Annotated in this window: 9 protein-coding genes; 1 reads left to right on the top strand and 8 read right to left on the bottom strand. The window is 58.2% G+C overall.

Annotated elements, in window-relative coordinates; genetic code table 11:
• The 3 genes from VF639_RS05150 to VF639_RS05140 all read right to left on the bottom strand — a co-directional run.
• Positions 1 to 402: glycoside hydrolase family 88 protein (locus VF639_RS05150; protein ID WP_331144815.1), on the bottom strand; the 402-nt coding region annotated here is incomplete at its 3' end.
• A gap of 358 nt (positions 403 to 760) precedes the next feature.
• Positions 761 to 2,395, bottom strand: a complete 1,635-nt coding sequence (locus tag VF639_RS05145) for a RagB/SusD family nutrient uptake outer membrane protein (protein WP_331144814.1) — start codon at positions 2,393 to 2,395, stop codon at positions 761 to 763.
• Positions 2,396 to 2,418: 23 nt separating this feature from the next.
• Positions 2,419 to 5,493: a SusC/RagA family TonB-linked outer membrane protein gene (locus VF639_RS05140; protein ID WP_331144813.1), complete on the bottom strand. Its 3,075-nt coding sequence runs from the start codon at positions 5,491 to 5,493 to the stop codon at positions 2,419 to 2,421.
• Positions 5,494 to 5,941: 448 nt separating this feature from the next.
• Here VF639_RS05140 and VF639_RS05135 point away from each other — a divergent pair, with 448 nt between their 5' ends.
• Positions 5,942 to 10,192: a hybrid sensor histidine kinase/response regulator transcription factor gene (locus tag VF639_RS05135; protein WP_331144812.1), complete on the top strand. Its 4,251-nt coding sequence runs from the start codon at positions 5,942 to 5,944 to the stop codon at positions 10,190 to 10,192.
• A gap of 11 nt (positions 10,193 to 10,203) precedes the next feature.
• Here the strand turns inward: VF639_RS05135 and VF639_RS05130 are convergent, their stop codons facing one another.
• From VF639_RS05130 to VF639_RS05110, 5 genes are all read right to left on the bottom strand, one after another.
• Complete coding sequence (locus VF639_RS05130; protein ID WP_331144811.1) at positions 10,204 to 11,088, bottom strand: hypothetical protein; 885 nt, start codon at positions 11,086 to 11,088, stop codon at positions 10,204 to 10,206.
• 37 nt (positions 11,089 to 11,125) lie between these two features.
• On the bottom strand, positions 11,126 to 11,452 hold the full coding sequence (locus VF639_RS05125) for a 2Fe-2S iron-sulfur cluster-binding protein (RefSeq protein ID WP_331144810.1): 327 nt from the start codon (positions 11,450 to 11,452) through the stop codon (positions 11,126 to 11,128).
• 125 nt (positions 11,453 to 11,577) lie between these two features.
• Complete coding sequence (locus VF639_RS05120; RefSeq protein ID WP_331144809.1) at positions 11,578 to 12,591, bottom strand: NAD(P)/FAD-dependent oxidoreductase; 1,014 nt, start codon at positions 12,589 to 12,591, stop codon at positions 11,578 to 11,580.
• Between the two features lie 137 nt (positions 12,592 to 12,728).
• Positions 12,729 to 13,136 (bottom strand): hypothetical protein, encoded by a 408-nt coding sequence (locus VF639_RS05115; protein ID WP_331144808.1) that lies wholly within the window; start codon positions 13,134 to 13,136, stop codon positions 12,729 to 12,731.
• Positions 13,137 to 13,567: 431 nt separating this feature from the next.
• The coding region (locus tag VF639_RS05110) for a hypothetical protein (protein ID WP_331144807.1) at positions 13,568 to 13,748 on the bottom strand (181 nt) is incomplete at its 5' end.

The following is a 13,748-nucleotide window of genomic DNA, read 5'->3' as shown; positions in this document are numbered from 1 at the left end:
CATGCGCCGGTCTTTTTTCAACCGGTACAAGTTGAGGTAGGTCTGGCAGATGGCAATGTCGTCGGCGTGGTCGTAGCGGGGGCCGGGGCGCCACTTGGTCCGCTCCCCCATGGCCAGCAACGAATCTAGAATCAGCTTGGATTTCGTGGTTTCGTAGGCGGCGAATACGCCCGCGTAAAAGGCCCCATTGGTCCAGTCGGTGCTTGGGTGCTTGGGATGCGCCAGCTGCCATTGAGTAGCTTTTAGTAGCTGGCTCTTAATAAACTTCGGCTGGAAGAAGCGCTTGTCGGCGGCTTTCTCCGGCGCCGGCCCGCCGGCCGCGGCAGGAGAGTTGCCGGGGCCGGCTAGCAGCAAACTCAACAGACCAGCGCGCAGCAGCTGCCAGGGTGAAAAGTCAGTCATTCGTGGGTAGTTGGTTGCGGACAGGAGCAGGTTATAAATGATTTAGTTTCAAGCAACGCTTAAAAGGTGCCGCCTACATCTGATACTACGTTAATCCACAGCTTCTTCCAGCTTGGCAAGGCAGGGAAATCATTCAGACTATCCTGCGCATCCGGCATCCGGCTGCGCCCGCACGGATTACAGATCAAGCATTACCGGGCTGGTGAATCACTAAGCAGCTTCAACAGGCGGCTTACTGAGATGCAAGGAGTTGGCAGTGAAGGGTTTATGGTGTCCTGTTGCTAGTCGCTTACGCTTTGCTATTTAACGAAAGATGGCGCCTCAATCCGGTTGAGGCGTCATCTTTGCCCCAGGTAGCTTATTGATACCCTGGGTTCTGCTTCAGCAAGCCATAGTTCAAATCAATCTCTGTCTGCGGAATGGGTAGTAGCACCCGGTCAGGCGTCAGGCCCGAAATGGTATAGTTGCCCGGAATTACCGTGTTGTTCAGGCGCGTGGTGCGCTCGATGAGAGTGCCGGTACGGATGAGCGTGAGGCGGCGCTGCTCTTCCCCAATCAGCTCCCGGGCGCGCTCGTCCAGGATGAAGTTGAGGGTGATGTCAGTGGCCGTCACGGCGCCCCGCGTAGGATAGTTGGCGAAGGCCCGGCGGCGCAATACATTGATGCTCGCGGCGGCATCGGCCAGCTTGCCTTGCTTGAACTGCGCCTCGGCCAGCAACAGGTAGGTTTCGCCCAGGCGCATCATGGGCAGGTCTTTGACCATAGCAAAGCCAAACACGTCGGCCGGGTCAAACTGATTCCATTTGGTGATGTAGGGCGTGATGTTGATGAGCGTATCGGTGCCGGAAACGACCACGCGGCGGCCGAAGGTGGCGGTCCGCGACGGGTCGTTGTAATAGAACCGGCGCTTGAGGTTGTACTTGGAGTTGCGGATGTCGTCGGCCGCGAAAAGGCGGTAAGTCACCCAGGTGCTGAGCCGCATCCGGCCCACGCCCCGGCCGCCGAGCGAGTCAGCCACCAGCATACCCTGAATGTTGTGGTAGCCGGGTATCCAGTTGCGGCGCTGCTGCGCCGAATACCGATCAGTGCCGCCACCCGGCACGTTGAGCTGCTGCTCGATGCCCCAGATCAGCTCCCGGTTGCCTTGGTTGCGGCGCTGGTTGCCCACCTGAAACATATCGAAATAGTAGTCGCCGGGCTGGTTGGCGCGTACCCCGTAACGAGCCGTAATCAAGCTGAAATTTCCGCTGCTGATAATAGTCTGGAGCTGAGTTTCGGCCAAAGCCGGCTGTCCCGTCCGCAAATACACCTGAGCCAGCAACTGCTGGGCCGCCGCCCGGTTGATACGTCCCGACTGCGAAGGCGCCGAGAACCGGGCGTTGCTGATCAGACTCAGGAGCGGGATAGACTCGGTCAGGTCGCTGATGATAAGCGCGTTGACATCAGCCAGCGGCGCCCGCGTAAAATCGTTGCGCGGTGCTACCAGCGGCTCCGTGATAATGGGCACGTCGCCGTAGAGCGTGGCCAGAAAATCGTAGGCGTAGGCCCGGTAGAACTTGGCTTCGGCTGTAATCCGGTCTTTGTAGCCCTGGCGCACGGTGGCAGGAGCCAAAGCCGCCTGCTGAATTAACACGTTGGCATTGTTGATAGTGCGGTAGGCCCAGCCCCACCACCAACCCGAGGCGGCATCCTGGGGCGTTAGCTCGGCGTAACGGACGTAGCTGGTTTCCGGCCCTTGCGGGTTGCCCAGAATACACACGTCGGTGCCGACGTGCATCATGTCGATAACCCCTTGGTTATCGGAGTAGATGTATTGCTCGCGCACCACCGACATCAGGCCGGCCATGCCGGCCTCGAAGCCCAGGGAGTCGACCAGGGAGGTTTGCGGGGTGTAAAGACCCTTGGGGGCTTCGTCGAGGTAGTCCTTGGCGCAGGAGCTGGTTAGCTGGGCCGCCGCGAGCAGCCCAAGTATGCTGATAAGTATCCGTTTCATGCGGGAATTGCTGAAGAGGTGGGTTAGCGCAGGCCGATGTTCAAACCAAACACGTAAGACCTAACGAGGGGGAAGTTGGGACCCGCGCCGGCCGGAATGTTGCTGCCGGCGCCGTTGCCCTGGGTGTAGTTCTGCTCGGGGTCCCAGCCGATCCAGTCGGTCCAGGTGTAGAGGTTGCGGCCGCTCACGTACACCGAGGTGCTGCCCAGCTTAACCTTGTCCAGTAAGCTCTGGGGCAGGGTGTAGCTCAGCGTCGCGTCTTTGAGACGGGTGTAGCTGGCATCGACGGGGTAACCGTAGCCGCGTCCGTTGCGGGCCAGCAGGCCGGGCCGGGTCTGGCTCCTGTTTTCGGGCGTCCAGTAGCCAACTTCCGAGGGCTGGTTGATGCGGCCCCCGTAGTCCTGGCGGTTCAGCAGCTCATTGCGGCGCAGAATGCCTTGCGCCGTCTGGAAGAACACCCGCAAGCTCAAACCTTTGTAAGCAAACGTGTTGGTCAGGCCCGCGGTGTAGTCGGGAAGCTGGGTGCCCAGGTACTTACGGTCAAAGGTGCCGGAAATCATGCCGTCGCCGTTTAAATCCCGGAGCTTCACGTCACCAGGCAGGGCCAGCGGATCGAGGCCGGTGCGGTCTTCCCCCACCTGCCAGATGCCGATCATCTCATAGTCGTAGATGGCGTTCAGCGGCTTGCCGATGAAGCGGTTGTTGGCAATGTCATCGACGCCACCTTCCAGTTCCAGTACCTTGTTGCGGGTGCGGGTGAAGTTGAAGTTGGTGCTCCAAGTGAAGTCGTTCCGCTCGATGTTTACCGTGTTCAAGGCTACCTCCAGGCCGCGGTTCTGCACCTTGCCGATGTTGTCGATGATGGTGCCGTAGCCGGTGATAATCGGGACTCGCCGGGCGAGCAGCAGGTCTTCGGTTTTCGAGTCGTAGTACTCCACCGAGCCGCTCAGGCGGTTGTTAAACAAGCCGAAATCGAGGGCAATGTTGGAACTAGCCGTCTGCTCCCATTTCAGGTTGGCATTTCCCAGGATGTTGGCCCGCAGCCCGGTGGCCGTAATGCCGCCGTACACGTACTGGAGCTGCTGCTGGCCCGTGATAGTTTGGTAGGGGCCAATAGCCTCGTTGCCAGTCAGGCCGTAGGAAACCCGCAGCTTCAGCAGGCTAACCTTGCTGAGTGATTTCAGAAAGGCCTCGTTGGCAATGTTCCAACCCACCGCCACCGAAGGGAACGTAGCGTACTTGCTGGCGTTGGCCCCAAACACCGTGGAGCCGTCGCGGCGGGCAGTGAGTGTGAGCAGGTAGCGGCTGTCGAACGAATAATTCAGGCGGCCCATCTGCGAGATAAGCGCCCGGCGCTCGTCATACGAGCTGAGCGTAGGGATGAGGCCACCAGCGCCGATGTTGTTGAAGCCCGTCTGGTCGTTGATAAAGCCACCGGCATTTTGGGTGGTGGTGAAGTACGTGTTCTGCTGCCCGCTGTAGAGAGCCGTCAGGTCGAAGTGGTGCTTGCCAATATCCTTGTTGTAGATCAGCAGGTTCTCGATGGTGTAGTTGTGGCGTTCATCGTTGGTGATCTGCGCGGCTCCGTTGTTGGTGTTGGCGGCCCGGCCGGAATAGCTGGCAAAGCGGTACGGCCGATACGAGTAGCTAAGGTTCAGCCGATAGGTCAGGCCCTTCACAAAGGTGGGCTGCACCTCGGCGTAGCCGGTACCGGTAAGCTGATTGACGCGGCTGACGCGGGTGGTCGTCAGTCCCAGCAACGGGTTAAGAATCAGCGTTTCCGGAAACTCGGGCTGAATCTTATAGGAGCCATCGGGGTTGAACGGTACCCCGTACGGACTCGACGCCAGCGCCAGCGCCAGGTTGACTTGGCCGCCGTCGTCGTTGCTGCTGGCGTAGAACGCCGACGTGCCGATGCGCAGCCAGGGCGTGAGGTTGGCATCCAAGTTGGACCGGACACTGACCCGCTCGAACTGATAGCCTTTGAGCGTGCCCTGCTGCTTGAAGTAGTCGCCCGAGAGGTAGTACTTCACGTCCTGGGTGCCGCCCGAAACCGAGAGGTTATGGTCTTGTATGTGGCCCTGCTGCTGCACCAGGTTTAGCCAGTCGGTGGTTACGCCGTTGTTGTAGTTGTCCAGCTCGCCGGTGTTGGGCACCGGCTGGGCCAGCTGGGCACCCGTGAAGCCCGACTGCTCTTTAAAGGCCTGGTACTTGGCCACGTACTCCGGCCCGATCATGGGCGTGAGGGTCTTGGGAGTGTAGTCCAGCCCGCCGTAGCCGTTGTAGCGAATCTGGGGCTTGCCGGTTTTGCCGTGCTTGGTCGTTACCAGAATAACACCATTCGAGCCGCGCGTACCATAAATGGCCGTGGCGGAGGCGTCTTTGAGAATCTCAATGGAGGCAATGTCGGTGGGGCTGATGTCGTTGAAGTTGCCCGGGAACGGCACCCCGTCCAGTATCACGTAGGGGTCGGTATTGGCGGTAATAGAACGTACCCCCCGAATCTGAATCCGCGGCTGCTGCCCCGGCGCCCCCGACGAAGTGGAAACCGTCACGCCTGCTACCGCGCCTTGCAGCGCCTGCGCAATGTTGGCTACCGGCAGCCGTTCCAGCCGGTCCTGCGGCACCGAGGCCACCGAGCCGGTTACGTCGCTCTTCTTCTGGGTGCCATAGCCCACTACCACCACCTCGTCCAGCGACTTGGCGTCCGAACTCAAGGCCACGTTTACTTCGGTGCGTCCCCCTACCGCCACCTCCTGCGACACGTACCCTAGAAACGACACCACCAGCGTGCTGCTAGTAGTGCCGTCCGGCACCGTTAAGGTGAACCGGCCCTGGGCATCGGAGGCTGTGCCAACAGTGGTGCCTTTCAGCAGTACCGAAGCTCCCGGCAACCCCTCACCCTTCTCGTCGGTGATGCGGCCGGTAATGATGGTAGCCGCCGTCGGGCGCCCGGCTTCGGTAGCGGGCAATGGCTGGCTGGGTCGGAAAGCCGGTTCGGCAGCATCGGTTGCTGCCACCTCATTGAGAGTGGAGTGAGCACAGAGTGGGCGAGCAGCCCAGAATAGCCCACCTAAGAGTAGCCATTTTACATGCATGGGAGGGAAGTTAGTGGAGGTGGGAAGTTTAAGGTAGCTAAATCCGAGGGAGAGACCACACGACAGTCACAAACGATTGCTTTTTTGACTGCAACCGTTTGCCCTTTCAAGGCTGGATCTGGTTTAGGGAAAAGTGAAGTACAGCGTAGCACTTCGAATTAGCCAAAAGTATCGTCCTGCATTTCAATGAATAGGGGTGTTTTAAGTCAAAAAAGGGGATAAATTAGGCTTTGCGGACCGCTTGTTATCTCATGATTCTCAAGCTTTCGACCACGAAAATTCATAATAAATCGCTTGATATTAAATAGTTAACAGTAGATGCGGCTTGTCCGTCAACTAGAAAGCTGGTAGCTGCGTCTCTGCCGGTTTGTTGGTCGCCTGCAACGCTCCTCATTCAACCTGCCCCGGACAACGAGATATGCATAGGAAGTTTACGTTCACTCTTTGTTTGTTGCTTCTGCTCGTGAGCCTAGCCAGCCCGACGAGCCGTGCGCAAGGCAGCCTCGGCGAATTGCGCTTCGAGCACATCACCGTACGGGAAGGCTTGTCGCACAGCGACGCCATAACGGCGGCGGAAGACAAGGAAGGATTTTTGTGGGTGGGAACCAACAAGGGTCTCAACCGCTACGACGGCTACGAACTCAAAACCTACTTCCTGCCCGTAAATCCTTTGAATGGCTTGTCGGGCAACCGCATCCGGGTGTTGCACGTGAGTGCCGCTGGCCGGCTGTGGGTGGGCACCCAGAGCACCGGCGTCAGCTGCTACGATGCGGGTACCGACAAATTTGTTGCGCTCAACGAACACTATCTGCCACTAACCGACCAGCCGCTGGCCCGGCAACTGTCGCAAACCGAAGTAACAGCCCTGACCTCTGACGCCGATGGCCACGTATGGGTTGGCACCCGCAATATGGGCCTGTTTCAGCTTACCGTAAACGAGCATGGCCAACTCGTGGCCATCCATCGGGTGCCGTTAGCCAGCCGGCAAGTGCTTGATTACGAAGTTGGTAGTTTGCTGGCCGAGCCCGGTGGACGAGTCTGGGTTGGTACGCTTGTCCGCGGGCTTTGCGTGGTGGAAGCCCCCTGCGGCGTTTGGGCGGCGTTGGTTGCGCAGCCTACGGCCTTCCCCGCCGCTAGCGTCCGCCAACTGCACCTCGACCGGCAGGGCGACTTGTGGGTGAGTACTGGCCAGCAGGTGTTCTGGCTGGCCAGCCAAGACCGGCAGGCCCGAAGGATGGCGGCAGCACTGCCGCTGCCACAGCTTTTTCAGGAAGTGCAAACCCTGTACCTCGACTCGTTTCGGCGGCTGTGGGTGGGCACCAACTACGGGCTGCATCTGTGGCCGGCGGCCCCGGCCACTGGCCATGCCATTCCGCTTGGGCCCCAGGCGGCAGCCGTGTTTCTGCCGGCGCCGGGCAGGCCGTATGGGGTTAATTCCGAGCGGGTTACTCAGATTTTCGAAAATAAAAACCAGATTTTGTGGCTGGCTGCCGCGGCCGGGGGGCTAAACCGGGTGGACTTGCGGCAGAAGCCGTTTGGCCACCTAAGCCAGCAGACGTCCGAATATCCCACCTTGGCTAACAACTTTGTTAATACCATCTACAAGGAAGAGGCGCCGAACCTGCTTTGGCTGGGCACCCGCAACGGACTGTCTTGCTACGACTTAACCCGGAAAACCTACCGCAACTATCTAAGCTGGCAAGGTTCCGCCGGCGCGCACGGCGCCGATATATCCGTCGTGTTCCAGTCTTCCAACGGGTTACTATGGCTGGGCACTCACTATGGCGGACTGCTAACGTTGCAGCGCAAAGGCGGCCGGGAAGTCACGCGCACGTACACCTCTTTTCCCGGCCAGCCCAATCTGGCCGAAACGTCGGTGGAAGGCATCGTGGAGGATCGGTACGGTAAGATATGGGTGGCCACTTTCGCCCAGGGTCTGCTGCAATTCGACCAGGAAGGCCAGTTTCTAAAAGCCTACCGCCCCCAGAACAGCAACCTGCCTACCAGCAAAATCACCTCCCTGCTCTACGACCGGCAGCAGGACGTATTGTGGGCCAGCACGCGCAACGCGGGGCTGCTGAAGCTGCGGGTGCTACCCGATTCGCTGGCGCTGCTCCGGCAGTTTCAGTACAGCCGCACCGATAGCAACAGCCTACAGGTCAACTACGCCTGCCCCTTGCTGCTCGACCGGCAGGGCACGCTCTGGATTGGCACCATCGGGGGCGGGCTGCACCAGCTGATGCGCAACGCACAAGGGCAGGAAACCATTCGGCGCTACAGCCGCTGGCTGCCCGAAACCGACATCGAAAGCCTGCTGACCGACGAGAAAGGCAACCTCTGGATTGGCGGTGGCGGCCTGTACTGCTTCAACCCCACCACCCGGCAGTACCAGCACTACGACGCCGCCGACGGCTTGCAGAACTACTCGTTCAAGGTGGGCTCGGCGCACCGGAGCCGCAACGGCACCTTGTATTTCGGGGGCATCAACGGCATCAGCTACTTTCAGCCCGCGGCTATTCAGCCCAACCCGTTTCCGCCCGTGGTGCGCATTACCGGCTTGCGCCTGGCCGGGCGGCCCGTGGCGGTGGGGGAGGTTGTCAACGACCGGGTGCTGCTGCCGCAAACCATCGCGCGGCTGCAAAACCTGAAAATCAAGGATGCCGAGAATGATTTCGCCCTCGATTTTACGGGCCTGAACTACGCCAACCCCGCCAAAAACCGCTACGCCTACCAGCTCGAAGGCTACCACGACCGTTGGATCCAGATTCCGCCCGGCCAACGCACGGCCAGCTTCGCCAACCTGCCCGCCGGCAACTACACGCTGCGCGTAAAAGCCAGCAACGGCGACGGTATCTGGACCCGGCAGCCGGCCACGCTGCACCTAACGGTGCTGCCGCCCCGGTGGCGCACCTGGTGGGCCTACACGCTGTACGCGGGCGGCATTCTGCTGGCCCTGGCTCTGTACCGGCGCATGGAAATGCGCCAGCAAGCCGCGCGAAGCCAGCTGGCCCTCGACCGGTTTCAGGTGGCCAAAGAAAAGGAGGTGCTGACCCTGAAGCTGGACTTTTTCACCAACGTCTCGCACGAGCTGCGCACCCCACTTTCCCTGATTCTGGCGCCCATGGAAGAGCTGATGAGCGTGGCCAGCCAGCTGGGCGGCTTAAAAGACAAGGTGCTGCTCATGCACCGGCAAACCCGCAAGCTGCTCGGGCTGGTCAACCAGCTGCTGGACTTCCGCAAGGTGGAGTCGGGCCACATTCCGCTGCGGGCTACCCGCACCGACGCGGTTCATTTCCTGACGGAAATCTTCCTCATCTTCCAGCTGAAGGCTGAAGAGCGGCAAATCGATTACACCCTGCTGGCGCCTCCCGAAGCCGTGCCGCTGTATTTCGACGCCCGGCAGCTGGAAATCGTGCTAACCAACTTGCTGGCCAACGCTTTCAAGTACACCAAAGAAGGCGGCAAAATCCAGCTTACCGTAGCCGTGGTCGGCCATCCGGAACGGCAAAGTGTGGTTTACCAGCAAAAGCTGCAAGACAACTATCTGGAAATCCAGGTGCAGGATTGGGGCGTGGGAATGAAGCCCACCGACCTGAACCGCATCTTCGATGTGTATTATCAGGCCTCCCACACCGATACGCTGCGTATGGTAGGCACGGGCATCGGCTTGTCGTTGGTGAAGCAGCTGGTGGAGCGCCATGCCGGCGAAGTAACCGTGCAAAGCCAAGTGGGCCAGGGTACTACGTTCACGGTGCGGCTGCCGTTTGGCAACGCGCACTTGGCAACTGCCGATCTGGTTGCGGAAACCCTGGCTACGGGCGGGGAAGCGGAATTTATGGCCGGCACTTATTCGGAGGTGGAAGAGGAAGCGGTTTTCACGCCCGCGCCGGTGTTACCGGATAGCGCCGGGCAGCTGCTGGTGGTGGAAGACAACGAGGAAATGCGCGAGTATCTGCGGCAGTTGTTCGAGCCCGCCTTCGACGTGACGGTAGCCGCCGATGGCGCGGAAGGCTGGAAAAAAGCTCTCGCGGTGCTCCCCGACTTGGTTATCAGCGACGTTATGATGCCTCGCGGCAATGGGTTGGAGCTGTGCCAGAAAATCAAGCAGAGTCCCAAAACTATGCACATTCCGGTGCTGCTGCTCACGGCCCGCACGGCGGCCATGCACGAGCAGGAAGGCCTGGAAACCGGCGCCGACGACTATTGCAGCAAGCCTTTCAACCCGAAGCTGCTGCAAGCCAAAGTAGCCTCGCTGCTGCACAACCGGCACAAGCTGCGCGACTACTACCAGCGTCAGGCCCTGCTTCAGCCCTCCGAAGTGCACATGCCCGACGCCGACAAGCTGTTTCTGGAAAACGTGCTCCGCATTGTGGAAGCACATCTCGAAGAGTCGGAATTCACGGTGCCGCTGCTGGTGCGGGAAGTGGGCATGAGCCAATCCGTTTTTTACCGTCGCCTCAAGAGCATCACCGGCCAGTCGGTGGTCGAGTTCATCCGTGACGTACGCATGAAACGCGCTGCTCAACTCCTCGCCGACACCCACCTGCGCATTGCCGAAGTGTCTGCTCAGGTAGGTATCGACGATAGCAAGAACTTCCGAAAGATGTTCCAGAAAGCCTACAGCATGCCGCCCTCCGAGTACGCCAAGCAGCACCGCGCCGCCAGCAAGACCACCAACCTGCTCAGCGAAAGCGCATAAGTTACTCCTTGCTACTCGATTGGCGGCTCGGTGTTCAGCGTGTCATCTTCGGCATCAAGGCTGTAGCGCGGGGTAGAATGGGTTTTGCCGGTAGCTTGCCTTGGGCTTAAGCGCAGGGCATAGCCAAGTTGCGCCGTGCCATACGAGCAGCGCGTAATTATTGTCAAGCTGCCTTGGCGTATCATCCCTGCCTCATCCAGAAACTCGGCGCGCACCGAACGTACTTCTAGCAGGCGCTCCACTCCTCTTTGGTAGCCAACCATCAAGAATAAAGCTTGTCGAGAACTAAGCTCGAACGCCAGTTGCAATTCAGTTCCCACCGTGGGAATGCCGTTCTTCAACCACCGCTCCTCAACTCTTACCTGCGGGGCGTCGGTACGTGGGGGAAACGGTTGTTCGGAGCCTAGCAACTGATAGACAACCGTGCCTTTATTGTAAGCGCCTGTCCAACTATAGGCGCCAGTCAGCAGCGCGTCGAGGTTCCAGCGTGGACCAAGCCTGGCTATGTCGTATAGGCGCAGGCTAATGCCGCTTTGATGGATTGTATTAAGACCTATGCCAGTGCTGCGGCTGCCTCCGTTTTGGTAGCGGTATCGAATACCCTGCGCCAAGCCAGTTACGCGCTGCTCCAGACCTAGCCCAAAGCGCGTACTCAGCGGAATTGTTAGCCGCAACGCTGCTCCTGTATTAAAATAACTGCTGGTTTGAAAGGCAGGAGGCAATTGGTACCGTGTAATAGCAGACTTCGACAACGAAAAGCCGCCACTCAGACTAAGCTCCGGCCCGCGTTGAGCCTGCAACGGCCACAAGGGCAGCCACAATAAAAAACCGCAGCCGAACAGGCTGCGGGAAGTGAACCGGGAGCAACAAGCCAAGCGGGCAGTAGAGGTGTGCATACGCATGCAACGCTTTGCTAGCCTGAAAATTGCAATTCTAGGCTGTTTGCGGCATCAGGCGCAGCACCAGCCCGTCAATGCGCTCGGTAATGCGGATCTGGCAGGAGAGGCGGCTGCCGGAGCTTAGAATAGGCAGGCTCTCCAGCATGGCCATTTCATCATCGCCGGGCTCGTCCAGATCGGGGCCAGCCAGCACCTCTATGTGGCAGGTACCACACAAAGCCATGCCGCCACACGTGGCTTGAATGTCGTAGCCACTGGCCTTCAACAATTCCATCAAATTCAGCCCCATATCGGTGGGTCCCACCACTTCGGTGCGCTGCCCAAGGGCTTCCTCCACGTAAACCCGTACTTCGTCGGCCATAATCTTCGATGAGTGAATGAGTGAATAAGGGAATGAGTGAGCAAGGATTATAGCCTACGTCTGCTGACGATAGCGCCGTTTGCGCCAGAGGCTACTTCACTCATTCACTCATCCACTCATTCCCTCTACAAGGTAGGTACCCCGTTAACGGTGGTGTACTTGAGGACGTATTTCTTGTCGGGGTTGATGTACTTGAAAGCGCCCTGGCACATGAGGGCGGCTTCGTGGAAACCGCACAAAATCAGCTTCAATTTGCCCGGATACGTGTTGATGTCGCCGATGGCGAAGATGCCGGGTACCGACGTCGAATAATCAACGGTGTTCACCTTCACGGCATTGTCTTCCAGGTCCAGACCCCAATCTTCAATCGGGCCAAGCTTGGGGGTGAGGCCGAACAGCGGAATAAACGAATCGACATCCAGCGTTTCGGCGGTGCCGTCGTTGGCGGTGATGGTGACGGAGTTGAGTTTGCCGTTGCCGTGCACGTGAGTTACGTTGCTGCTGAGCACCAACCGAGCCCGGCCGGCTTCGTGCAGGGCTTTCACTTTCTCGGCCGAGTCGGCGGCGCCGCGGAAGGTGGTGCCGCGGTGTACCAGGGTTACTTCCTTGGCTACGTCGGCGAGGAAGATGGTCCAGTCGAGGGCCGAGTCGCCGCCACCAGCAATGACGAGGCGCTGGTCGCGGAACGTTTCGGGGTCGCGCACCATATAGTGTACTCCCTTGCCGCCCTCAAAGCTTTCGAGGCTTTCGATGGCAGGCTTGCGCGGCTCGAATGAACCTAGGCCACCGGCAATAGCCACGGCTTTGCAATGGATTTGGGTGCCGTCAACGGTGGTTACAGTAAAGGTGCCATCGTCCTGCTTTTCGTAGCTTTCCACCCGCTCGCCCAACGTGAAAGTGGGGTGGAAGGGCTCAATCTGGCGCATCAAGTTGCGAACCAAGTCGCCGGCCAGAATGTCGGGGAAGCCCGGAATGTCATAGATGGGCTTCTTGGGGTAAATCTCGGAAAGCTGCCCGCCTACTTGCGGCAGCGCGTCTACTACGTGGCAGCGCAATTTCAGCAGTCCGGCTTCAAACACGGCGAACAGCCCCACAGGGCCGGCCCCGATAATACAGATATCGGTGGAAATGGAATTCATCAGCGAAAAGTGAGAACAAACAAACGGTGGCCGAGGCCCCGCATATGAACAGTGAAAGCTCCCAAAACGTTGGCGCCAACCGTATATACAGCTACAAAGATAAGCAGCCTGCCCCAACCCTACACCGGCTTATTACCTCACGCCGCCGAGCCCATGCGGAAACTATCCAAAAAAGCTTCGGCCTCCGCTCGGTCTATAAATAACTGCACCGGCAGCTTGGTCTGCTCGCGGAGCGTGCGGCTGATTTGGCTCATGTTGAAAACCGTTGGGTGAACTTCGGCCACTATTCCCACACCAGCTTCCAGCAATAAGTAGTGCAGCTCCAGATAAATAGGCATAAGCCACACGTTCGGTCCTATTCTGCGGCGCAAGTCAATGAGCACCGTGAAGTTGGGCTTTATATACGATAAAGCCCGCTGCCAGTCGTCCAAGAAATAAGGCAGGTCTGTAGCCATGCTTAGCTCCTCAAACCGCTCATACGTAACCCGATTACAGTCTGCATCGACTGTAATCTGATACTCTGAACGGAAAGCAACTAAGGCCATTGAAGAGGTGCTATATTTGTATTAATAACAGAATAATGTCGAATTAAATTCAAGTGTTGTCGTCATTGTTACCATGTCTCGACTTCAATGAAAACTAAGGTAAGACGCAAATAGATAATGTGTTATTAGACAGTACGCCAGCTAAGTATTCAAGTTGCTAAGTTATTCATTTATAATTTAGTATAAGACATATATATGATTATTTACTGCAGAGCTTAAGTATAACTACCTGTCAATAGCACACAACAAAAGTGTAGAACGATTCACTTGGTTAAACAAGGGCCTGTGGCCCTGCAAGCATGCTTAAAGAAACTCTATCAAGTTTCCTTGTGCCACGGGTCTTCGTGTATTTCTATTTCCTGCCATTCTACGTTGTCAGCCCAACACTGATACCTATTTTGTGCTGCAAATGGGGCCACAGCATGTTTTGCTTAGCCAGGCATACTAACAAGGCAAAAACGCCAGCAATGCTGTAGGCTTCCCCATGAAGTAGGCCAGTGAAAAGTAGAGGAAGGGGGTATCTTTTCCCATCCTTTTCCTACTGCCCCATGAAAAAGAGCCGCTTTAGTGAAGCGCAACTCATCGGCATCCTGCGCCAGCAAGGCCAGGGCC

The sequence above is a fragment of the Hymenobacter sp. genome, assembly GCF_036387835.1.
Lineage (GTDB): Bacteria > Bacteroidota > Bacteroidia > Cytophagales > Hymenobacteraceae > Hymenobacter.
This window is presented reverse-complemented; position numbering and strand designations above follow the sequence as displayed.

Excerpts from the sequence above, each read along its gene's own strand:
- VF639_RS05145 (WP_331144814.1), bottom strand. The coding sequence starts at position 2,395 with ATGAAACGGATACTTATCAGCATACTTGGGCTGCTCGCGGCGGCCCAG.
- VF639_RS05140 (WP_331144813.1), bottom strand. The coding sequence starts at position 5,493 with ATGCATGTAAAATGGCTACTCTTAGGTGGGCTATTCTGGGCTGCTCGC.
- VF639_RS05130 (WP_331144811.1), bottom strand. The coding sequence starts at position 11,088 with ATGCACACCTCTACTGCCCGCTTGGCTTGTTGCTCCCGGTTCACTTCC.
- VF639_RS05125 (WP_331144810.1), bottom strand. The coding sequence starts at position 11,452 with ATGGCCGACGAAGTACGGGTTTACGTGGAGGAAGCCCTTGGGCAGCGC.
- VF639_RS05120 (WP_331144809.1), bottom strand. The coding sequence starts at position 12,591 with ATGAATTCCATTTCCACCGATATCTGTATTATCGGGGCCGGCCCTGTG.
- VF639_RS05115 (WP_331144808.1), bottom strand. The coding sequence starts at position 13,136 with ATGGCCTTAGTTGCTTTCCGTTCAGAGTATCAGATTACAGTCGATGCA.